Origin of the sequence: Dactylosporangium sp. CS-047395, from assembly GCF_050942185.1 — a bacterium.
GTDB lineage: Bacteria > Actinomycetota > Actinomycetes > Mycobacteriales > Micromonosporaceae > Dactylosporangium.
The window spans coordinates 6,619,430-6,639,727 of sequence record NZ_CP192015.1; the positions used below are offsets into that span (position 1 = coordinate 6,619,430).

General features: G+C 72.2%; 21 protein-coding genes and 1 pseudogene. 19 read left to right on the plus strand and 3 right to left on the minus strand.

Annotation, left to right across the window (positions count from 1 at the left end; genetic code table 11):
* Nucleotides 1-59 precede the first annotated feature (59 nt).
* The 4 genes from ACQP00_RS31200 to ACQP00_RS31215 all read left to right on the plus strand — a co-directional run bounded on the left by ACQP00_RS31200 (nt 60) and on the right by ACQP00_RS31215 (nt 3,531).
* Nucleotides 60-1,313 (plus strand): sensor histidine kinase, encoded by a 1,254-nt coding sequence (locus ACQP00_RS31200; RefSeq protein ID WP_433201805.1) that lies wholly within the window; start codon nt 60-62, stop codon nt 1,311-1,313.
* Nucleotides 1,310-1,975: a response regulator gene (locus ACQP00_RS31205; RefSeq protein WP_433201808.1), complete on the plus strand. Its 666-nt coding sequence runs from the start codon at nt 1,310-1,312 to the stop codon at nt 1,973-1,975. Before ACQP00_RS31200 ends, ACQP00_RS31205 begins: the two co-directional genes overlap by 4 nt.
* A gap of 306 nt (nt 1,976-2,281) precedes the next feature.
* A complete protein-coding gene (locus ACQP00_RS31210; protein WP_433201811.1) occupies nt 2,282-3,127 on the plus strand; it encodes an FAD-dependent oxidoreductase in 846 nt (281 codons plus the stop codon).
* A gap of 74 nt (nt 3,128-3,201) precedes the next feature.
* Nucleotides 3,202-3,531 carry a hypothetical protein gene (locus ACQP00_RS31215; RefSeq protein WP_433224060.1) on the plus strand — a complete coding sequence of 110 codons (330 nt, stop codon included), beginning with the start codon at nt 3,202-3,204 and terminating at the stop codon, nt 3,529-3,531.
* A gap of 63 nt (nt 3,532-3,594) precedes the next feature.
* Here ACQP00_RS31215 and ACQP00_RS31220 read toward each other — a convergent pair whose 3' ends face one another.
* Nucleotides 3,595-6,579, minus strand: a complete 2,985-nt coding sequence (locus ACQP00_RS31220) for a TIM-barrel domain-containing protein (protein WP_433201814.1) — start codon at nt 6,577-6,579, stop codon at nt 3,595-3,597.
* 143 nt (nt 6,580-6,722) lie between these two features.
* Between ACQP00_RS31220 and ACQP00_RS31225 the strand changes: the two genes are divergently transcribed.
* The 5 genes from ACQP00_RS31225 (at nt 6,723) to ACQP00_RS31245 (ending at nt 10,793) form a co-directional block, all read left to right on the plus strand.
* Complete coding sequence (locus ACQP00_RS31225) at nt 6,723-7,706, plus strand: LacI family DNA-binding transcriptional regulator (protein WP_433201817.1); 984 nt, start codon at nt 6,723-6,725, stop codon at nt 7,704-7,706.
* Between the two features lie 22 nt (nt 7,707-7,728).
* On the plus strand, nt 7,729-8,472 hold the full coding sequence (locus ACQP00_RS31230; RefSeq protein WP_433201820.1) for a hypothetical protein: 744 nt from the start codon (nt 7,729-7,731) through the stop codon (nt 8,470-8,472).
* Nucleotides 8,473-8,526: 54 nt separating this feature from the next.
* A complete protein-coding gene (locus ACQP00_RS31235) occupies nt 8,527-8,895 on the plus strand; it encodes a hypothetical protein (protein WP_433201823.1) in 369 nt (122 codons plus the stop codon).
* 10 nt (nt 8,896-8,905) lie between these two features.
* Entirely contained in the window at nt 8,906-9,490 is a 585-nt protein-coding gene (locus ACQP00_RS31240) for a DUF1989 domain-containing protein (protein WP_433201826.1), read from the plus strand.
* 286 nt (nt 9,491-9,776) lie between these two features.
* A complete protein-coding gene (locus ACQP00_RS31245) occupies nt 9,777-10,793 on the plus strand; it encodes an endonuclease/exonuclease/phosphatase family protein (RefSeq protein WP_433201829.1) in 1,017 nt (338 codons plus the stop codon).
* A 6-nt stretch (nt 10,794-10,799) separates the two neighbouring features.
* Here ACQP00_RS31245 and ACQP00_RS31250 read toward each other — a convergent pair whose 3' ends face one another.
* Nucleotides 10,800-11,114: an EthD family reductase gene (locus ACQP00_RS31250; RefSeq protein WP_433201832.1), complete on the minus strand. Its 315-nt coding sequence runs from the start codon at nt 11,112-11,114 to the stop codon at nt 10,800-10,802.
* Nucleotides 11,115-11,205: 91 nt separating this feature from the next.
* Here ACQP00_RS31250 and ACQP00_RS31255 point away from each other — a divergent pair, with 91 nt between their 5' ends.
* The 4 genes and pseudogenes from ACQP00_RS31255 (at nt 11,206) to ACQP00_RS31270 (ending at nt 13,587) form a co-directional block, all read left to right on the plus strand.
* Nucleotides 11,206-11,550 (plus strand): winged helix-turn-helix transcriptional regulator, encoded by a 345-nt coding sequence (locus ACQP00_RS31255; protein ID WP_433201834.1) that lies wholly within the window; start codon nt 11,206-11,208, stop codon nt 11,548-11,550.
* Between the two features lie 78 nt (nt 11,551-11,628).
* Nucleotides 11,629-12,186, plus strand: a complete 558-nt coding sequence (locus tag ACQP00_RS31260; RefSeq protein WP_433201837.1) for a carboxymuconolactone decarboxylase family protein — start codon at nt 11,629-11,631, stop codon at nt 12,184-12,186.
* A 320-nt stretch (nt 12,187-12,506) separates the two neighbouring features.
* Nucleotides 12,507-13,124: pseudogene (locus ACQP00_RS31265) on the plus strand (Hsp70 family protein); the annotation flags it as partial.
* A 301-nt stretch (nt 13,125-13,425) separates the two neighbouring features.
* Nucleotides 13,426-13,587: a hypothetical protein gene (locus ACQP00_RS31270; RefSeq protein WP_433201840.1), complete on the plus strand. Its 162-nt coding sequence runs from the start codon at nt 13,426-13,428 to the stop codon at nt 13,585-13,587.
* Between the two features lie 43 nt (nt 13,588-13,630).
* Here the strand turns inward: ACQP00_RS31270 and ACQP00_RS31275 are convergent, their stop codons facing one another.
* The gene (locus tag ACQP00_RS31275) at nt 13,631-14,365 is read right to left on the minus strand and encodes a FadR/GntR family transcriptional regulator (RefSeq protein ID WP_433201843.1); all 735 of its coding nucleotides are present in this window, start codon (nt 14,363-14,365) and stop codon (nt 13,631-13,633) included.
* Between the two features lie 115 nt (nt 14,366-14,480).
* On the opposite strand from ACQP00_RS31275, the gene ACQP00_RS31280 reads away from it, so the two are divergent.
* The 6 genes from ACQP00_RS31280 to ACQP00_RS31305 are packed head-to-tail and all read left to right on the plus strand — an operon-like array spanning nt 14,481 to nt 20,294.
* Entirely contained in the window at nt 14,481-15,809 is a 1,329-nt protein-coding gene (locus ACQP00_RS31280) for an MFS transporter (protein WP_433201846.1), read from the plus strand.
* Between the two features lie 13 nt (nt 15,810-15,822).
* Nucleotides 15,823-17,550 carry a dihydroxyacetone kinase family protein gene (locus tag ACQP00_RS31285; RefSeq protein ID WP_433201849.1) on the plus strand — a complete coding sequence of 576 codons (1,728 nt, stop codon included), beginning with the start codon at nt 15,823-15,825 and terminating at the stop codon, nt 17,548-17,550.
* Nucleotides 17,547-18,008 carry a ribose-5-phosphate isomerase gene (locus ACQP00_RS31290; RefSeq protein ID WP_433201852.1) on the plus strand — a complete coding sequence of 154 codons (462 nt, stop codon included), beginning with the start codon at nt 17,547-17,549 and terminating at the stop codon, nt 18,006-18,008. The genes ACQP00_RS31285 and ACQP00_RS31290 overlap by 4 nt, the downstream gene beginning before the upstream one ends.
* Entirely contained in the window at nt 18,005-18,664 is a 660-nt protein-coding gene (locus ACQP00_RS31295; protein ID WP_433201855.1) for a triose-phosphate isomerase family protein, read from the plus strand. Before ACQP00_RS31290 ends, ACQP00_RS31295 begins: the two co-directional genes overlap by 4 nt.
* The gene (locus ACQP00_RS31300) at nt 18,661-19,440 is read left to right on the plus strand and encodes a sugar phosphate isomerase/epimerase family protein (RefSeq protein ID WP_433201858.1); all 780 of its coding nucleotides are present in this window, start codon (nt 18,661-18,663) and stop codon (nt 19,438-19,440) included. The genes ACQP00_RS31295 and ACQP00_RS31300 overlap by 4 nt, the downstream gene beginning before the upstream one ends.
* Entirely contained in the window at nt 19,437-20,294 is an 858-nt protein-coding gene (locus ACQP00_RS31305) for a phosphogluconate dehydrogenase C-terminal domain-containing protein (protein ID WP_433201861.1), read from the plus strand. Before ACQP00_RS31300 ends, ACQP00_RS31305 begins: the two co-directional genes overlap by 4 nt.
* The last annotated feature ends 4 nt before the right edge of the window (nt 20,295-20,298 follow it).

Below are 20,298 nucleotides of genomic sequence, written 5' to 3' on the forward strand. Positions count from 1 at the left end.
GGGGCCCGCGGATGGTTCGCTTGAGCAGACACGTACCCCCACCCACCTGGGATGATCGGATGAGCGAGACGGGCTGGCGCCCCTGGTTGCCGGAGGCGATCGCGTCGCTCACCGTGCTCGGCATCGGGTTCGCCGAGGCGCTGGTGACGTGGGTGGTGTCCGGCGGCGACACGGCCGGCTTCGCGGTCGCGCTCATCGCCGCGGTCGCGGTCGGGATGAGCCGGCGCGAGCCCGGCGCGGCGCTCGGGCTGGTGTGGGGGCTCGGCCTGTTCCACGTGCTGTCCGGAGCGTCGATCATGGTGGTCGAGTTCGCGCTGACCGCCGTGTTCTTCGGCAGCGCCCGCTGGGGCCGCCCGCCGACCGTGGTGATCGGCGCGCTGTCCGTGCCGCTGGCCGTGGTGGTCGCGTTCGTCCTGCACGAAGGTTCGATCGTGAGCCTGCACCTGCTGGTGGGCGGGTCCAAGCTGGCGACGCTGGCGCGCGACCAGCCGACGGTACAACTGACGCTGGCTCTGATCGGTCTGCTCGTGGTGGCGGCACCGTGGCCCGCGGGTCTGCTGATGCGGTTCCTGGAACGGGCGAGCACGTCGCGCTCGGAGATGCTCGCGGCCGAGGAGGCCGCGGTCGGGGCGTGGCGCGAGACCGAGCACGCCCGGGAGGTGGCCCACCTGCGCGACGAGCAGACCCGGCTGGCCCGCGACGTCCACGACGTGGTCGGGCACTCGCTCGCGGTGATCCTGGCCCAGGCCGAGTCGGGGCAGTACCTCGACGACACCGGCAAGCTCAAGAAGACGCTGCAGACGATCGCCACCTCGGCCCGCTCGTCGCTGCAGGACGTGCGGCAGGTGCTGTCCACGACCCAGGACACGCCGCCGGTGCGCGCCGACGCGGACCGCTTCGACGAGCTGATCGCCGGGGTGCGCGGCAGCGGCCACGAGATCGTCGCCACCGAGCTGGGCACGCCGTGCCTGCTGCCCGGGGAGACCTCGGCGGTGGCGTACCGGGTGCTGCAGGAGATGCTCACCAACGCGCTCAAGCACGGCCGGCGGGACCAGCCGATCACGGCCGAGCGGCACTGGCCGTCGACCCAGGGCGGCGGGGGCTTCGCCGACACCCTGCGCATCGAGGTGACCAACGGGGCCGGCTCGGCGAGCCCCGACGGCACCCGGACCGGGCGCGGGCTGGAGGGCATGCGGCGGCGGCTGGAGGCGGTCGGCGGGCACCTGGACGTGCGGCTGCGCGAGCGCCCCACCGGCACCACCTTCACCGTGACCGCGTTCGTGCCCGTGCGGCCCGGCGGGGGTTCCGCGTGACCGACCGGGACATCAGCGTTCTGCTCGTCGACGACCAGGAGCTCTTCCGCGAGGGGGTACGGGTCATCGTCGACGCCCAGGACGGCATGCGCGTGGTGGGGGCGGCGGGCGACGGTACCGAAGCGGTGCGGCTCGTCGACGAGCTGCAGCCCGACGTGGTGCTCATGGACATCCGGATGCCGCACATGGACGGCGTGGAGGCGTCCCGGCTGATCTTCGCGCCCGAGCGGGTGGCCCGGCGGACCAGGCCGGTCCGGGTCATCGTGCTGACCACGTTCAACCTCGACGACCGGGCGGCCACCGCGATTCGCCACGGGGCCAGCGGCTTCCTGCTCAAGGACACCACGCCGCTCATGCTGCGCGACGCGATCCGCACCGTGCACGGCGGCAACGCGGTGCTCGCCCCGCAGGACCTGGCCACGCTGCTCGACCGGCAGTTCCAGGCCGAGACCGCCCCGCCCGCGGCGTACCTCGGCCTGACCGACAAGGAGCGCGAGGTGTTCACGGCGGTGGCCCGCGGCCTGTCCAACGCGGAGATCGCCGGCACCGTGTTCGCCAGCGAGTCGACGGTCAAGACGCACGTCGGCGCGATCCTGCGCAAGCTGTCCCTGCGCGACCGGGTGCAGATCGTGGTCTTCGCCCATGAGCACGGCCTGGTCTGAGCACGGGCTGGTCCGAGCGCGGTTTCAGGCCCCCCGGACGCCGATCCCGGCCAGGATCAGGTCGACGCCGGCCAGGAACCGGTCGCGGTCGTCGTGCTCGCGCAACTGCGTCGAACACCGCCGAGGCGAGCGCGCGGATCGCGTCCCGCGGTGTCGCTTCGGCGGCGCCCGCACCCAGGGCGGCCAGCTCGACATCCACGAGCACAACGGGCAGTTCGCCCTGCGCGACGCCGGCCTGTACGACGAGTTCCGCGGCTCATCCACGCGGGCGGCGAGGCGTGGCGGCTGCTCGCCCCGGACGGCGCGGTGCTGCTCGACAAGCCCGACGACGGCGCCGGCCACCGGACCGAGGTGCTCCGCGGCGAACTGCGCCATCTGCTGCTCGACTCCCTGCCCCCGGGGACGGTCAAGTGGGGCCGGAAGCTCAGCGCGGTCCACGGTCGCGATCTGCACTTCGCCGACGGCGGCACCGTCAAGGCCGACGCGCTCGTCGGGGCGGACGGGGCCTGGTCGCGGGTCCGGCCGCTGCTGACGGAGGCCAAGCCGGAGTACACCGGCACCTGCTTCATCGAGACGTACCTGTACGACGCCGACACCCGCCACCCGGCCCCGGCCGCCGCGGTCGGCACCGGCGCGATGGCCGCCGTCATCCCCGGCAAGGGCATCCAGGCCCACCGCGAGGCGAACGCCGTCCTGCACACGTACGTGGCGCTGAGCAAGCCGCTGGACTGGTTCGCGGCCATCGACTTCGCCGACGCCCCGGCCGCCACGGCCCGCATCGTCGCCGAGTTCGAGGGCTGGGCCCCGGAACTCACCGCCCTCATCACCGACGGTGAGACGCCCCCGGTGCTGCGCCCCATCCACGCCCTGCCGATCGGCCACCGCTGGGACCGCGTCCCGGGCGTGACCCTGATCGGCGACGCCGCCCACCTCATGCCGCCGAACGGCGAGGGCGCGAACCTCGCCATGTACGACGGCGCCGAGCTGGGCAAGGCGATCGCCGCCCACCCGGACGACCTCGAGGCGGCCTTCGCCGCGTACGAACAGGCCCTGTTCGTCCGCAACGCCGAGGAGGGCGCCGAGGCGGCCCGCGACTTCGAGGTCGTGCTGGGCGCCGGCACCCCGCAGAGCCTGGTCGACCTGCTGCGCTGACCCGGATGCGACAATAGCCGCCGGTACCGAGAGCAAGGAGCGTCATCCCGTTGACCGACAGCGACTTCTGCACGGTGACGGTGTGCCGCGACTGCTGCTGCGGCAGCGCGCGCAAGCATCCCGGCGTCGACCACGACCGCCAGCTCGACCGCCTGCGCTCGGCCCTGCCCGCCCCGCACCGCGTGCGGACCTCGCAGTGCCTGGACGTGTGCGACCAGTCCAATGTGGTCGTCGTGCACCCGGCCCCGGCCGCCCGCCGCGCCGGTGCCCGCCCGGCCTGGTTCGGCCTCGTCCTCGACGACGTGGTCGCGGACGACATCGCGGCCTGGATCACCGCCGGCGGCCCGGGTCGCGCCCCGCTGGGCGCGATCCTGGAGCTGTCGGTGATCGCCCCACCGGCCTGACCTGGCGGTCGTCCAGCACCGCGGACCGGCCGGCCGGCGGTGGGCCGGCCGGTGCGCGCGGGGTCAGGAGACTGTGAGGCTGTCGAGGTTGGCGCCGTTCGCGCCCGTCGTCGTGGCGCGGACGGTGACCGCACTCCCGGCCGGCAGCGAGGCGGTGCACGACGTCGTCGCCCAGGTGTCCCAGGAGCCGGTCGGGTTGAAGGCGAGTCCACTGGCGACGGTGGCGCCGTTCACCGTGATCGCGAGGGGGCGGTTGGCGGTGCCGCCGTTGGCGTAGCGGAAGGTCAGGGTCCGCGTTCCGGCGGTCGGCACGTTGACCGTCCACTGGACGTAGGCGCCCGATGCCGCGGTGTCCGTGAAGTCGACGAAGCCGGTGCCCGTGTAGTCCGGGTGGCTGGTGTCGATGACGGCGTTGTTGAGCACTGCCCGTTCGGCGGCGTAGGCGGTGCCGCCGGTCGGGGCCGGGTACGCGGCGCCGCTCGGCTCGATGGTGGCCGCGACGCCGCCGCCGGGAGTGACCGGGATCTGCGGCGTCACGATGGTCAGGATCTTCTTGGCGGGGTCCCAGACGGTACCGTTGCCGCTGGTGATGGCGGTTGCCTCGGTGGTGTAGGACGGCAGCGTGGCGCCCCCGTTGACGCGCATGCCGGCCGGGGCGGTCAGGCCGTGGATGCGCACGAGGTAGCGGCGGGTGGCCGGGGCGCCGTCGTAGGTGCCCTGCGGGTGGCGGATCGTGGTCCTCGTCGCCGCGTCGGTCCACGTCAGCGTCGTCACGGACTTGGCGCCGGTGACGCGGTAGGCCTCGGTGAGGCCGTCGTCCTCGGTCAGGTTGAAGGCGCCGTCGGCGCCGGCCCAGATCTCCAGTTCCAGGTGGCGCTTGTTCACGTACTTCGTGCTCTGCGCGTACTGGTACTTCGGCAGGATCGCGCCCGCCTTGACGAAGAGGACGATTTCACCGGTGTACGTGACGTACGGCAGGTCCGCCGCGTCGGTGCCGGCGTGCTTGATGTCGGCCCAGAAGTTGTACCAGGTGTCGCCGGCCGGCAGCCAGACGTTCTGGGTCGCGCCGCCGTCCTGCGTGACCGGGGCCACGAGCAGGAACGGGCCCCACATGTACTGCAGGTCGTGCGACAGCGCGTTCGGGCGGGACTGGTAGTCGATGACCATCGCGCGGGCCATCGGCATGCCGGTGGCCGCGGCCTCGTGGGCGATGCTGTAGATGTAGGGCAGCAGGGTGTACCGCAGCTCGCCGTACTTGCGGAAGTCGTTCTGGATCGCGGTGCTCTGGTCCAGCGGCCAGCGGGAGGCGATCGCCCCCTGGCTCGTGGTGCTTGCGCCGCTGTGCGGGCGCCAGATCGGCGACAGGCTCGACCAGGCCGCGGTCCAGTTGCGGTAGAACGGCTCGGAGATGAGGCCGCCGGCGCCGCCCTGGAAGCCGCCGCCGTCGATGTTCGAGTACGGGAAGCCGCCCAGGCCGCCGACGAGCATGCCGCGGATCTGTTGCTGCATCTCGGCGTACGTCGAGGCGATGTCGCCGGTCCAGTAGTGGCCGTAGCGCTGCTGGCCGGCCGAGGCGCCGCGGCTCCAGGTCCACGGGCGCTTGGCCAGGGCCCGGTCCCAGCCCTCCTCGCCGACGCCCTTGTGCAGGTAAAAGAAGTAGGAGTTGCGCAGCTCCGACCACTTCTTGCCGCTCGCGGAGTCGGCGTTGTACGGGATCGGGCCGAGCTCGTCCGGCTCGTCGAGCCACAGGCCGTCGCCGGAGTAGTGCAGGGCCGGGTTCAGCGCCTTGGTCCAGAAGACGTTCCACACCCAGGTGCGGGTGGCGGGGTTGCTCCAGTCAGGCACCGAACCGTTGTCGGCGACCGCGGTGAGGTCGGCGGCCTTGAAGCTGTACCCGGGCGGCGGCCCGCCGACCCAGCCCGCCATGAGGTTGGAGTTGTTGCGGTTGTAGTCCAGCGTCATCGTCACCCCGTTGGCCGCGGCCCAGGCCTGGTAGCCCGCCGGGTCGGGCCAGCGCACCGAGCTGAACTCGAACCAGGAGCCGCCCCACGCGCCCGTCCCGGACCGCCAGCGGTTGTCGTTGACGTGGTGGTCGAACGGGAAACCGGCGTTGCGGTGCTGAGTGATCTTCGTGCGCCACCAGTTCTGGTCGCTGACGTCCGGGAAGTTCTTGTCGGTCATGTGCAGGCCGAAGATGGCCAGCTGGGGCAGGCGGGGGCGGCCGGTCAGCTGGGTGTACCGGTCGAGCAGCTTGGCGAATTCCGGCCCGTTGATGAGGAACCAGTCCAGCTGCGGGCGCACGCCGGCGGTCGCGTGCTCGTCGGCGGCGAACGCGTAGTCGCGCGCGGTGCCGCTGGCGAAGGAGTACGTGACGTCGAACGTGGTGTTGCAGAAGACGCCGTAGCCCTTGGTCGACAGGTACAGCGGCACGATCGCCGGCGCCTGGTCGCCGCGTACGAGGCCGTAGTTGTGCGCCACGACGTCGCCGGTCCGGTCCACCCGCGGCGAGCGCCCGTAGAAGCCGTGGCCGGCCTTGACGAAGTGCTCGTCGGCGGGCGGCGGGACGAACGCCTGCGTGATGACGCTGTTGTTCGGGCCGCCCCAGGTGATGCTGCAGGTCGCGTCCTCACGAGCCAACAGCGCGCCGGTACCGCGATGCGAGAACTCCATCCGCAGCGGGTTCTTCTGCACCACGATCCGGATGCCGTCCGCCGCACCGCTCACGATCGTCAGACTGGAACCGGTGTCGGTGACGGTCAGGCTGCCGCCCATGCCCGCGTGATTGGCCGGCGCCACCATCTCGTACCGCGTGTCGGCGAAGAACGTCTCGCCGGCGCGAATGGCGCGGACGCGGACGATCTGGTTGCCGTACGCGGTGATCCGCAGCCGCTGCCCGGAGACGCTGGTGACGGTGACGCTGCGGGCGTCGCTGACATGACTGGCATAGTTGCCCAGTTGCTCGCCGGTGGCGGCCTCGGCCCGGCCCGGCGCGGCGACGGCGCCGATCGAGAGCCCGGCGGCCAGGCCGAGCACGTTTCTTCGCTCCATACATCGACTCTCCTCGTCATGCGAGGCTTGTTCAATACATCGACGTACATCGTGGTAATCTGTTTTTTTCCCGAACGGAACTGACCGTTTCTGGAACCGCTTCCAGAGACGTTTACTTGGGTCCGCTTTCCAGGGAGGCCGGGGTGACGGCGACGATCCGGGACGTCGCGCGGCTCGCGGGCGTGTCGCAGTCGTCGGTGTCGCGCACCCTCGCGGCGCCGGACCGGGTGCGCCCCGCGACCCGCGAGCGGGTGGAGCGGGCGGTGCAGCGGCTCGGGTACCAGCCGAGCCGGATCGCGCGCGGGTTGAGCACGGGCCGGACCGGTACCATCGGATTCCTGGTCCCGGACATCGCGAACCCGTTCTTCCCGGGCATCGTCAAGGCCGCCCAGCGCCGCGCGCGCGACTTCGGCCTTGCGGTGCTGCTGGCCGACGCCGACGAGGACCCCGCCACCGAGCTGGACCTGATCCGCACGCTGACCAAGCAGGTCGACGGCTTCGTGCTGTGCGCGCCGCGCGCGGCCGACGACGAGCTGCGCTCGGTCTGCGGCGACGTGCCCGTGGTGCTGCTCAACCGCCGCGTCGGCCAGCTGCCGTCCATCGTGTTCGACAATGCCGACGGCATCCGCCAGGCCCTCGCCCACCTCGCCGCGCTCGGCCACCGCCGCGTCGCCTATGTGGCGGGCCCGCGCACCTCGTGGGTGAACCGCGAACGCCTCCGCGCCGTGCGTTCGGTCGCCGCCGGCCTCTCCCTGGAGGTCGTCGAGGCCGGCCACGTGTCCCCCGACTTCGAGGGCGGCGTCGCCGTGGCCGACCAGGTCCTGGCGGCGGCGGTGACGGCGGTGGTGGCGTACAACGACCTGATCGGCCTCGGCCTGCTGAGCCGGTTCGCCGCCCGCGGCGTGCGGGTCCCGGCCGACATCAGCATCGTCGGCTTCGACGACATCGCGGTCTCGGCCCTGGTCAGCCCGGCGCTGACCACGGTGAGCCAGCCCCGCGACCAGTGCGGCCGCGCCGGCGTGGACCTGCTCGCCGACCTGATCGCCGAACGCCCGGCCGGCGCGCGGACGTCCCTGCCGACCCGGCTGATCGTGCGCGCCTCCACCGGTCCGGCCCCGGGGAGCTGACCCGCTGCTCTATGCTCCGGGCGTGCCTGGACCCAACGAAGCCCTGACCGCGATCGTCGAGCGCGGCCACCCCGCCGACGAGGCCGACGCCCTGCTGGCCGCCCTCGTCGACGGCGGCGTGTGGGTCCCGGTCAACGAGGAGCACGGCGTCGTCTTCGTCGAGCTCGGCGACGCCCCCGCCCTGCCCGCCTACACCAGCGAGGCCGCGTGCCGGCACTGGCTCCCGGACGCGGCCGCCTCGGTGTGGTGCGACGCGGTGCGGCTGCTCGACATCGCCAGGCAGACCGGCGTGCAGACGATGGCCGTGTTCGCCGACACCCAGTGGGCGAGCGTCCCGCTGCCCCTCCTCGGCGTCACGCTGCGCGAGCGGGGTGTCCGCACCCAGGTCGAGCAGACCCTCCGCCTGACCTGGTCGACCCACCCGCTCGCGGTGGCCCTGCGCGACGCGTTCGCCGCGCGCATCCTCGACCACCCGGCCGTACACACGGTGTGGATCGCCGACGCCCAATGGCTGGAGACCGGCAACGAGCACCTGCTGATCCACATCGCCGTCGACGAGGGCGCGAAGCCCGCCGCCAAGGAACTGCTGGAGTTGGTACTGGCCGAAGACGTTCCCCTCGGCCCGGACTCCCCCGGCGTGGGGATGCGCGCACTCGAACCGGCCGAGTCAGCCACCGCGGCCGACCTCGACGAGCGGGGCCTGGACACGATCCGCGCCAACCATGAGACCGGCCAGGTCCGGATCATCTCCCGCGAGTTCGACTGATGCCCCGCCGCCGCACGAGGTCCGGCCGACCGCCCAGGGCGTAGGTTGCTCGATATGCCGACCCGTGTTGCGCACCCCGACGAGTCCCTGGAGCGCCGAGACCTCGAACTCGGACGCACCCTGCGCGCCTGGGCCGACGCTCACGCCGACTCGCTGGACCTCGAACTGCACGGCCCGCTCGATTCGCCGGGCATGGACCCCACCTGGGTGCTCCGGCTGGCCGGTTCGGCGATCGAAGCCGAGGTGCACCTGTTCTACGGGCCGCGCGTCGACATCGCGATGTTCCTGACCCGCCGCCCCGAGGACGGCATGTTCGTGGGGGGCGAGCACGGCATCACCGGCGAGCGGCTCGTCGAGCTGCTCGACGGACTCGATCAGCTGAACCGGGGAGCAACCGTGCCGGCCTGGCTGCGGCGGGCCTAAGGTGTTGCGCATGGTGGACGGGGCGATCGTGCCGGCCGGCGGCGGGCTGGGGTGGCGGGTCGGGGCGGGTGGCCGGCTGCGCGTCGTCGCCGTCGAGGGGGCCCAGACCGGCGACGTGTTCGCGGTCTCCGCCGACGACCTCGACGACGGGCTGAGCAACGGCCGCACGTTCGACTACGGCGGGTCGGTGCGGCTCTCGACCGGCGCCGTGCTGTACTCGCGCCGCAGCCGCCCGCTGCTGACCATCGTGGAGGACCAGGCCGGTGTGCACGACTTCCTCTACGCACCGTGCAGCCAGCAGATGTACGAGATCGGGTACGGCGCGACCGGCCCCCACCCGAACTGCCTCGACAACCTGACCGGCGCCCTGGGGCGGTTCGGCGTGCCGGACACCGCGGTGACGACCGCCTTCAACGTCTTCATGCGGGTCGACCTCGGCCCGGACGGCCGCCTCGACATTCTTCCACCGCTCGTGACCGCCGGGCAGGGCGTGACGTTCCGCGCCGAGCGGGACGTGGTGGTCGCGGTGACGGCGTGCCCGGCGGGCGCGGCCAGCGGCGGGCACTCCCGCCCGCTCCGCGTCGAGATCACCTGACTGGCAGGTCCGCCTGCCGCAGACGGCCCGTGGTGGTGCTGACCAAGCCGCGGGTCACAGATGCGCGCCCGAGATCAAAGCGGCGTCGGGACTGTTAGCGCTCTCCTGCTGAGCTACGCCCCGGCGAGTCGGGGCGGCGGGAGTTGCACCCGCGACCTCTCTATCCCAAATAGAAGTATCCGATGCCTGCGCACCGGGCACCCATCTGCACCGATGACGGTAGCAGCGACCGAACCCGCCGTCGCGGCAATAAACCCGGCCGTCCCGTTGCGGTATGTTGCGCGGCATGATCGGCATCGGGGGGTCCCTGTCGCGCGCGTCGGCTGGTGCGGGTCCGGGGCGGCGGCGCTGGCTGACGGTTCTGGTGTGGCTGCTGGTCGCGCCGTTCGCGGTGTGGGCGGCGGCGCGGGTGTTCGGTCTGGAGCCGGGCTGGCCGACGATCCAGCTGCTCGCCTTCACGCCGTACGTCGCGTTGGTTTCGCTGATTCCGCTCGCCCTTGCGGTACTGACGAAACGCCTTTGGCCTGCGATCGTCGCGGCGGTGGTGGCGGTCGCGTTCGCCGCGTGCATTTTGCCGCGCTGGATCGCCGACGGTGATGCCGGCGTGGGGGCCGGGGCGACGGTCCGGGTGATGACCGTGAACATGTTGTACGGCCAGGCCGACCCCGGGCAGATCGTGCGCCTCGTCCGCGATGGCCGCGTCGACCTGCTCGCCTTCCAGGAGTACACGGCGGAAGGGCGGGCCGCGATGCGGGCGGCCGGGCTGGAGGACGTGCTGCCGTACGCGGTCAGCTATCCGCGGCCGGACGCCGGCGGATCGGCCGTCTACAGCCGTTTTCCGCTCGCCGAACAGGGCTATCGGCAGCTCGGCGGCGGCTTCATGCAGGCGCACGCCAGCGTGCACGTGCCGGGCGGCCCGGATGTGTACGTCGAGTCGGCGCACCCGTGCGCGCCGATGGGCCGCGGGTCGGACGCCTGCTGGGTGGCCGATCTCGCGACCCAGCCGGCGGCGAACCCGGACGGGCCGGTCACCGTTCTGATGGGCGACTTCAACTCGACCCTCGACCACAAGGCGTTCCGCCGCGTGGTGACGAAGGGATACCACGACGCCGCCGATGTCGCCGGGGCCGGGCTCGCACCGTCGTGGCCGTACGACGACCGGTGGTATTTCCCGAGCGTGACGCTCGACCACATTCTCACCGACCAGCGCGTCGGCGTGCGGAAGGTCGTCGTCTACCGCATCGCGAAGAGCGATCACCGGGCCGTGTTCGCCGAATTGGTACTCCCGAAAGCCCCCGCCTGACGCGGCTCACCCGGTGCCGGGTCGCACCGGGTAGTCGATGACGACCGCGCCGCCGGTGGCGTAGTTGGCGACGTCGGCGTTCACCTGCCGGCCCTGCGGCGACGCCCGCGCCGCGTTCATGGCCGCGGCGTCGGCGAACTCGGCTTCGAAGACCGCGAAGTACGGCGCCGGCCCCGGTGCGCCGGCGGCGATGTCGAAGCTGTAGCGCCACGCGAGCAGGCCGGGCATGCGCGCGACCAGCGGCAGGTGAGTGGCCACGTAGTACTCGCGGAAGTGGTCGGGATCGGTGGGGTGCGGGTACAGGACGACCAGCTTGTGCATGAGAGCCTCCCCTGGCGCTTCGGAAATAGAAGCAACACCGCGGACGGTACTGTATCGAAGTTCGAAGCAACAAGAGGGAGTGACACAGTCCATGACGGCACCGAGGCCGGGCCGGCCGGTCCGCGGATCGAACACCGGGCGACCGCTCATGGCCGCCCTCGACCTGTTCGGCCGGCGGTGGAACCTGCGCATCGTGTGGGAGCTGCGGCACGGCCCGGTCGGGTTCCGGGCGCTGCAGCAGCGCTGCGACGACATGTCCTCCAGCGTGCTGCGGCAACGGCTCACCGAGCTCGTCGACGCCCGGATCGTCGCCCAGGAGCCGGACACCGCCTACGCGCTCACCGAACTGGGCCGCGGCGCCTACCTGGCCTTGCGCCCGCTCGACCGCTGGTCCGCCGCGTGGGCCGCGACCCTGGACGAGGACGGCGAGCACTGAACCCCTGAGGCGCCGCCCATGGCGCTTTGAATTTCGAAGCGCTACCGTGCTTCTGGATCCGAATCAGGTGGAGGGGTCATGGCTCGCATCCTAGCGCTCGAACCGCCGTTCGCGCCGGACGTGGCGGCGCAGCTCGCCACGATGATGCCGCCCGGCGTACCTCCGATCGGCCTGTTCCGCACGTTCGCCAAGAACCTGCCGATGACCGTGGCGATGAGTCGCTGGGGCCGGTACGAACTCGGCCGCGACCTGAGCCTGACCCTCCGCGAGCGGGAAATCATCATCCTGCGCACCTGCGCGCGCTGCGGATGCGAGTACGAGTGGGGCGTACACGTGATGGTCTTCGCCGCCCGCGCCGCCCTCACGGCCGCCGAGCTCACTTCGCTCACCCACGGCCGCCCGGACGATCCCTGCTGGACAGCCGCCCGCGAAGCCACACTCATCCGGATGGTGGACGCCCTGCACGACACGTCCGACATCGACGACACCCTCTGGCGATCCGCGCAGGATTCGTTCGACGAACGGGAACTGCTCGACCTGCTCCTGCTGTGCGGCTGGTACCACGCGATCTCCTTCACCGCCCGCGCCGCCCGCGTCGACCTCGAGCCCGGCGCGCCCCGCTTCGCCACCACGTGAAGCCATCTCCGATCGTGAATGCGACCGCTCCGCGCGCCGGCCGGTCGTACCGTGGGCTGTCTACGCCGCGAGGACGCCCCGTGACGCCGTTACTGTTCGATGCCTCGGCGCTGCTGCCGTCGACGGTGTTCGTCGGCCCGGGCGATGAGGTCTTGACGGGGGCGGACGCGGTCCGTGCCGCCGGCGCCCGTCCGGCCGGGCTGGAGCCCAGTCCGAAGCAGCGCGTCGACGACGACACCGTGTGGCTCGGCGAGCGGGCCGTGCCGGTGGTGGAACTGCTCGCCGCGGTGCTGGGCCGGGTCGGCGCCGAGGCCCACCGGGTGACCGGTGCGATGCCCGCGGAGACGGTGGTGACCTACCCGGCCGGGTGGGCCCGGGCGAGGCTGTCGGTGCTGGCCGAGGCGGCCCGGCAGGCCGGGTTGGGCGATGTCGGGCTGATCCGCGAGCCGGTCGCCGCGGCGGCGTACTTCGTCTCGGTGCTGGGCCTGCGGCTGCCGCCCGGGCAGTGTCTGGTGATCTACGACTTCGGCGCCGGCACGTTCGACGTCAGCGTGGTGCGCAAGTCCGGCGCCGAGGTGGAGGTGATCGCCGCGGACGGCTTGACCGACGTCGGAGGCAACGACCTCGACGCGGTCATGGTCGACCTGCTGCGGACCTCCACGCCCGCCGCCGCCGAGGCATGGGGGCGACTGGACTGGCCGACGACACCGGCCGACCAGCGCGCACGGCGCACGCTCTGGCTGGCGGCCCGCGCGGCGAAGGAGCAACTCAGTCGGCACACGCGCGCCGACGCGCACATCCCGATCGTCGATGTCGTCGGTCATGTCACCCGTGCGGAGTTCGAACGCGCCGCGCAAGCCCTGGTCGACCGGACCGTCGGGCTGACCGTCGCCACGCTGCGCGCTTCGGGCGTACCACGGGAGGCGGTCGGCGGGGTCATGCTCGTCGGCGGATCCAGCCGGATGCCGATGGTCGTCAGTCTGCTGCACCGCTCAGTGGAACGCGTCCACCGGAGCGCTGATTGCGCGGCTCAACGTCGCCGACATCGACACAGTAACGTTCGGGGCGACGTTCAACCATGCCGGCGTCATTGCCACGACGGGCCCCTCGGGCCTGTCACTCTGGGACGCCGCCAGCGGGAAGCTGCAACGACGCCAGACGATCTGCGGGTTCCACGTCGCGTTCGACCCCACCGACGACACGGTGCTCGCGGTCGCGTGCGAGGAACGGTCCGTCATCGTGGATGCCCGGACCGGCAAGGAGGTCGTCAAGCTCGACGGCCACGTGCTGGGACTGGCGTTCAGCCCGGACGGCCGGACGCTGGCCGCCGGAGGAACGGACAAGTCGCGGATCTACATCTGGAACCGAACAAAAGCACCCGGATCGAGTCCGCTCTGGTAGACCGCTTCGCCCCCGGGGCAAGCGGAACCCGCGCCATCGACGGTCACGGCGCGTCCAGCGTGGGCAGCAGCCGCTGCGCCGCGCTGCGCATGTGGCGGGTCATCGCCTCGCCCGCCGCCGCCCCGTCGCGGGCGTCGATCGCCAGCAGGATCGCGCGGTGCTCCTCCAGGGTCAGTTTGGCGTGCTCCGCGTCGTTCAGGGCCCGCTCCACCCAGACCCGGATGAGCGACCGGACGCTCTGCAGCATGTCGCGCAGCAGCACGTTGTCGGCCGCCGCGGCCAGCTCCTGGTGGAACAGCATGTCGGCGGTGACGAACGTGGAGAAGTCGTCGAGGCTCTCCTCCATGGTCGCGGTGTGCTCGGCCAGCAAGCGGCGGGAGGCGTCCGTCGCGCGGGTCGCGGCCAGCGTCGCCGCCTGGGTCTCCAGGCCGTGGCGGACCTCGATCAGCTCGCGGGTCTTGTCCGAGCGCAGCAGCAGGCCCCACGACAGGGTCTGCGGCAGCAGCTCCGAGGTGCCGCCGCTGAGGTACGTCCCCGAGCCGGGACGGACCGTGACGATGCCGAGGATCTCCAGGGCCGCGAGGGCCTCGCGGACGGCTGAGCGGCCCACGCCCATCAGCTCGGCGAGCTGGCGCTCGGGGGGCAGCCGGTCGCCCTGGGCGATGGCGCCGCTCGCGATGTAGTCGAGGAGACGGCGGGTGACCTCGGCCATCGCGGTCTGGCTCTTGATCGTGCCGCCGAGGGCGGCGCTGAGGCCGTCGGGCGTGGGGCTCTGCATGTGCCAATCCTAGCAACCGGTCAACCAAAATTGGTCAACCGGTTGACAGGTTGTCCAATCACGGTGAGTATCGACGTACACCCACACACCGATGCCTCGATATAGGAGCCCCCGGATGTCCGCCGACACCCCACAGACCGCGATCCGCAAGGTCGCCCTGCGCCTTGTGCCGTTCGTGGCGCTGATGTTCTTCATCAACTACCTGGACCGCACCGCGATCGGGTTCGCCGCGCCGAACGGGATGAACCAGGACCTGGGGCTGAGCGCCGCTCAGTTCGGGTTCGCGTCCGGCGTGTTCTTCATCGGGTACATCCTGCTGGAGGTGCCGAGCAATCTCGCTCTGCACAGGATCGGCGCCCGCCGGTGGCTCGCGCGGATCATGGTGACCTGGGGCATCGTGGCGGTGCTGTTCACCTTCGTGCAGTCGTACACGCAGCTGTCCTGGCTGCGCTTCGGGCTCGGCGTGGCGGAGGCCGGGTTCTTCCCCGGTGCCATTCTCTTTCTCAGCCTGTGGGTGCCCAGCCGGTACCGGAGCCGGGTCCTGGGGCTGTTCTATCTCGCGCAGCCGTTGACCACGGTCGTCGGCGCGCCCCTCGCCGGCTGGCTGATCGGGCACGACGGCGCGTTCTTCGGGCTCGAGGGCTGGCGGTTCATGTTCCTCGGCGTCGGCGTGCCGGCCATCGTGGTCGGGGTCATCGCCTGGTTCTACCTGGCCGACTCCCCCGCCAAGGCCAAGTGGCTCACCACCGCCGAGCGGGACTGGCTGACGGAGGAACTGCGGGCCGAGAAGCCGGCCGCCAAGGAGCAGCACAACCTGCGCGCCGCGTTCACCAGCGGCCGGGTGTGGACGCTCAGCCTCATCTACTTCGGCTTCATCTACGGCCTGTACACCCTCGCGTTCTTCCTGCCCACCATCATCGCCGGCTTCCAGGAGCAGTTCGACACCAAGTTCGGGCTGGTCGAGAAGGGCCTGATCACCGCCATCCCGTACCTGCCGGCCGCGCTGGCGCTGTTCCTGGCCACCCGGCACGCGACGAAGCACGGCGTGAAGACCGGCCACATCGCGATCCCGGCGGTGACCGGCGCGATCAGCATCCCCCTCGCGCTGTTCGCCGGCTCGCCCGCGCTGACCGTCGTGATGATCACGATCACCGCCTGCTCGATCTTCGCCGCGCTGCCGAACTTCTGGACCGTGCCGACGCAGTTCCTGACCGGGGCCGCGGCCGCCGCCGGCATCGCGCTCATCAACACCATGGGCAACGTGGCCGGGTTCGCCGCGCCGTACGTCACCGGCTGGCTCGCCGACGCGAACGGCGGGGACTACAAGGTCGCGTTCTTCGCGGTCGGCGGGTTCATGATGCTCTCCGCGATCCTCATGGTCGCCCTGAGCCGCCGCGACCGCATCGCCGTCGCCTCGCGCGTCCCCGCGCCGGCCGGACACTGAACGGAAGCGTGACATGACCCGCTTGTTCAACGATCCGGCCGCATTCGCCGACGAGATGCTCGACGGCTTCGTCGCCGCCCACGCCCACCGCGTCCGCCCTGTGCCGGGTGGCGTGGTGACCAACGCCGGCCGCGCGCCGGAAAGCGTCGCCGTCGTGGTCGGTGGCGGCTCCGGGCACTACCCGGCCTTCGCCGGGCTGGTCGGGCCCGGGCTCGCCGACGGCGCCGTCATCGGCAACGTGTTCGCCTCCCCATCGGCGCGCCAGGTGGCCGCGGTCGCCCTGGCCGCGGAGCACGGCGGCGGCGTCCTGCTCAGCTATGGCAACTACGCCGGCGACTGCCTCAACTTCGACGCCGCCCAGGACGAGCTGCGCGCGGCCGGCATCGCCGTGGAGACCGTCCGCGTCACCGACGACATCTTCAGCGCACCCGGCGACGAGCGCGACAAGCGCCGCGGCATCGCCGGCGACCTGGTGGTGTTCAAGGTCGCCGGGGCCGCCGCGGCCGAGGGCCGGTCCCTCACCGAGGTGGCCGCGCTCGCCCGGCACGCCAACGAGCGGACCCGCACCATGGGCGTCGCGTTCTCCGGCTGCACCCTGCCCGGCGCGGCCGAGCCACTGTTCTCCGTCCCCAGTGGACGGATGGCGATCGGCCTCGGCATCCACGGCGAGCCGGGCCTGGAGGAGACCCGCCTGCCCACCGCGGACGAGCTCGCGTCGCTGCTCGTCGACTGCCTGCTCGCCGAGCGCCCGGCCGGCGCCGGGAACCGGGCGGCCGTCCTGCTCAACGGGCTCGGATCGGTCAAACACGAAGAGCTGTTCATCGTGTACGGCCAGATCTCCCGCCTCCTCGCGCAGGTCGGCATCACCGTCGTGGCGCCGGAGGTCGGCGAGCTGTGCACGAGCTTCGACATGGCCGGCGTCTCGCTCACCATGACCTGGCTCGACGAGGACCTCGAACGCCTGTGGCTGGCCCCGGCCGACTCGGCCGCCTTCCACCGCGGCAGCATCGTCGCCGCGCCGGCCGCCCCGGCGGTCCACAGTGTCCGGTCGAGCGCGCCCGAGTACGCGCCCGCCGACACCGCGTCGCAGGAGGCCGCGGCCACCCTCGCCGAGGTGTTCGCGGCGATCGAGGCCACCGTCGACGCCCACGCCGAGCAGCTCGGCCACATCGACGCGGTGGCCGGCGACGGCGACCACGGGATCGGCATGCAGCGCGGGGCCCGGGCCGCCGCGGCCGCCGCCCGGCAGGCCCACGGCCGCGGCGCCGGGGCGGGCACGCTGCTCGCCGCGGCCGGCGACGCCTGGGCGGAACGGGCCGGCGGCACCTCCGGCGCGCTGTGGGGCATCGCCCTGCGCCGCATCGGCCAGGTCGTCGGCGACACCGGCCGCCCCGGCCCGGACGTGACGGCCCGCGCGCTGCGCTCCGCCCGGGACGGCATCTGCGCCGCCGGCGGGGCCGAACTCGGCGACAAGACCATGGTCGACGCGCTCATCCCGCTCGACGAGGCGTTCGCGGCGGCGGTGCGCGACGGCGCCACGACCACCGACGCCTGGGCCGCGGCCGCCACGGCCGCCGAGCAGGCCGCCGCCGACACCTGCAACCTGCTGCCCCGCAAGGGACGGGCCCGGCCGCACGCGGAGCGCAGTCTCGGCACCCCGGACGCGGGCGCCGTCTCGCTGAGCCTCATCGCCCGGACCGTCCACAGTGTCCTGTCAAGCCGAAAGGTGAGCACCCCATGAGCAAGCTCCGCATCGTCGTCGGCTCCGACGACGCCGGGTACGACTACAAGGAGGCCCTCAAGAAGGACCTGGAGGGCAGCGACCGGGTCGCCACCGTGCTCGACGTGGCCGGCACACCCGACCGGGCCTATCCCGACGTCGCCATCGCCGCCGCCGAGCTGATCGCGAGCGGCCGGGCCGACCGGGCGCTGCTGGTGTGCGGCACCGGACTCGGGGTGGCGATCGCGGCCAACAAGGTCCCCGGCATCCGCGCCGTCACCGCCCACGACAGCTTCTCGGTCGAGCGCTCGGTGCTGTCCAACAACGCCCAGGTGCTCACGTTCGGCCAGCGGGTGATCGGCCTCGAACTGGCCCGCCGGCTGGCCCAGGAGTGGCTCACCTACGAGTTCGACGCCGCCTCGGCGTCCGCGGGCAAGGTCGGACGGATCACCGCCTACGAGTCGCGGAGCGCCGCGTGACCCGGGTCCTCGGCGTGAGCCTGAAGATGTACTTCGGGTACGCCCAGACGCTGCACTGGTGCGAGTCCGTCGTGGACCGCGTCGGCGACCATCCGGCCCTGCGCGACGGGCGGGTGCGGCTGTTCGTCCTGCCGTCGTTCCCGGCCATCCCAGCGGCCGCCGGGATCTTCGCCGGCACCCCGATCGCGGCCGGCGCCCAGAACCTGTCCACACAGGACAGTGGTGCGCACACCGGCGAGGTGAGCGGGGCGATGATCCGCGAGGCCGGCGGCCGGTACGCCGCAGTCGGGCACGCCGAGCGCCGCCGCCACCACGGCGAGACCGCGCCGATCGTGGCCGCGAAGACCGCGGCCGCCCTGCGCAACGGGCTCACGCCGGTGGTGTGCGTCGACGACGGGGAGACCGTCCCGGACGGGCCGCTCGTCGTCGCCTACGAGCCGGTGTGGGCGATCGGCGCCGACCGGCCGGCCGAGCCGGAGCACATCGCGGCCGTCTGCGCGACGCTGATGCGGCCGGACCGCGCGGTCGTCTACGGCGGCAGCGCCGGGCCGGGGCTGCTGACCAAGCTCGGGCCGGCGGTCGACGGGCTGTTCCTGGGCCGCTTCGCGCACGACCCGGCGGCCCTGGCGGACGTGGTGGACGAGGCGGCGTCATGACGGTCGGGCTCTCCACGTATGCGTTCTTCTGGCAGTACCACCACACGAACCCGAATCCGATCGGGCTGGACGCGATGCTGGACCGCACCGCCGACCTGGGCGCCGAGCTGTTCCAGATCTGCGACTATCCGCGGATCGAGCAGTTCGACGCGGCCGAGCTCCGCGCGCTCAAGCAGCATGCCGACCGCCGCGGCATCGCCCTGGAACTCGGCACCCGGGGCGTCGCGCCCGAGCACCTGGCGCGCTACCTCGGCATCGCACGCGCGCTCGACGTGACGCTGGTGCGCAGCATGGCCGACACCGGCGAGGCTGTGCGGCCGTTGCGAGCGGCGCTGCCCGCCTACGAGCGGGCCGGGGTGACCATCGCCCTGGAGACGTACGAGCGGATCCCCACCGCCACGCTGGTCGACGTCGTCGCCGCCGTCGGCTCGCCCAACCTCGGCATCTGCCTGGACCCGGCCAACTGCGTCGCCGCGCTGGAGCACCCCGCCGAGACCATCGCCAAGACCGCCGCGTGGGTGCGCAACATCCACGTCAAGGACTTCGCCTTCACCCGAAAGGACGGCTGGGTGGGCTTCACGCTCGCCGGCTGCCCGCTGGGCGAGGGCCTGCTGCACTACCCCGCCCTGCTCGCCGCCGTCCGGCCGGCCGAGCGCGGCATCAACCAGGTCATCGAGCACTGGCTGCCCTGGCAGGGCGACAGCCGCACGACCTGCGACCTGGAAGACGTCTGGACCGCCACCAACCTGGAAACCCTGAGGAGCTGGAACTCATGAGCGAGCAGAAGCTGACCATCGCCGTCGTCGGAGCGGGCGGCAAGATGGGGATGCGCATCTCCAACAACCTGCAGCGCAGCGACCACACCGTCTACTACTGCGAGAACTCCCCCGCCGGCATCCAGCGCACCGTCGACGCGGGCCGGGTCGTCACCGGCACCGACGCCGCGGTCGCCGAGGCCGACGTCGTCATCCTGGCCGTGCCCGACATCGCGCTCGGGCCGGTCTCCGGCGCCGTCGTGCCGCAGGTCCGGCCGGGCACCGTCGTGCTGACCCTGGACCCGGCGGCCGCCTACGCCGGCCTGCTCCTCCAGCGCGACGACATCGAGTACGCGGTCGCCCACCCGTGCCACCCGTCGGTGTTCCTGCAGCGCAAGACCCAGGCCGAGCTGGACGACACGTTCGGCGGGATCGCCGCGGCCCAGGACGTCGTGGCCGCGCTGGAGTCGGGCGACCCCGTCAAGACGGCCGTCGCCGAGCAGGTCATCCGCCAGATGTACGCCCCGGTGCTCGACGTGCACTGGGTGAGCGTCAAGCAGCTGGCGTACCTCGAGCCGACCCTCGTCGAGGTGGTCGCCTGCATGATCGGCGACCTGCTCAACGACGCCCTGCGCGAGACCGTCGACACCGTCGGCGTGCCGGAGCCGGCGGCCCGCGCGATGCTCATGGGCCACGTCCAGGTGGCGCTGGCGAACGGGCTGCGCGGCGACAACCCGTTCTCCGACGCCTGCCTGATCGCGATGGACTACGGCCGCGAGAAGATCATCAAGGACGACTGGAAGTCCATCTTCGCCGACGACGAACTGGACCGCGTGCTCAAGCAGATGCTGCACCTCGACCACATCCACCGCTGATCCC

Excerpts from the sequence above, each read along its gene's own strand:
- ACQP00_RS31200 (WP_433201805.1), top strand. The coding sequence starts at position 60 with ATGAGCGAGACGGGCTGGCGCCCCTGGTTGCCGGAGGCGATCGCGTCG.
- ACQP00_RS31220 (WP_433201814.1), bottom strand. The coding sequence starts at position 6,579 with ATGGAGCGAAGAAACGTGCTCGGCCTGGCCGCCGGGCTCTCGATCGGC.
- ACQP00_RS31235 (WP_433201823.1), top strand. The coding sequence starts at position 8,527 with ATGCCGACCCGTGTTGCGCACCCCGACGAGTCCCTGGAGCGCCGAGAC.
- ACQP00_RS31240 (WP_433201826.1), top strand. The coding sequence starts at position 8,906 with ATGGTGGACGGGGCGATCGTGCCGGCCGGCGGCGGGCTGGGGTGGCGG.
- ACQP00_RS31245 (WP_433201829.1), top strand. The coding sequence starts at position 9,777 with ATGATCGGCATCGGGGGGTCCCTGTCGCGCGCGTCGGCTGGTGCGGGT.
- ACQP00_RS31250 (WP_433201832.1), bottom strand. The coding sequence starts at position 11,114 with ATGCACAAGCTGGTCGTCCTGTACCCGCACCCCACCGATCCCGACCAC.
- ACQP00_RS31255 (WP_433201834.1), top strand. The coding sequence starts at position 11,206 with ATGACGGCACCGAGGCCGGGCCGGCCGGTCCGCGGATCGAACACCGGG.
- ACQP00_RS31260 (WP_433201837.1), top strand. The coding sequence starts at position 11,629 with ATGGCTCGCATCCTAGCGCTCGAACCGCCGTTCGCGCCGGACGTGGCG.
- ACQP00_RS31275 (WP_433201843.1), bottom strand. The coding sequence starts at position 14,365 with ATGCAGAGCCCCACGCCCGACGGCCTCAGCGCCGCCCTCGGCGGCACG.
- ACQP00_RS31280 (WP_433201846.1), top strand. The coding sequence starts at position 14,481 with ATGTCCGCCGACACCCCACAGACCGCGATCCGCAAGGTCGCCCTGCGC.
- ACQP00_RS31285 (WP_433201849.1), top strand. The coding sequence starts at position 15,823 with ATGACCCGCTTGTTCAACGATCCGGCCGCATTCGCCGACGAGATGCTC.
- ACQP00_RS31290 (WP_433201852.1), top strand. The coding sequence starts at position 17,547 with ATGAGCAAGCTCCGCATCGTCGTCGGCTCCGACGACGCCGGGTACGAC.
- ACQP00_RS31300 (WP_433201858.1), top strand. The coding sequence starts at position 18,661 with ATGACGGTCGGGCTCTCCACGTATGCGTTCTTCTGGCAGTACCACCAC.
- ACQP00_RS31305 (WP_433201861.1), top strand. The coding sequence starts at position 19,437 with ATGAGCGAGCAGAAGCTGACCATCGCCGTCGTCGGAGCGGGCGGCAAG.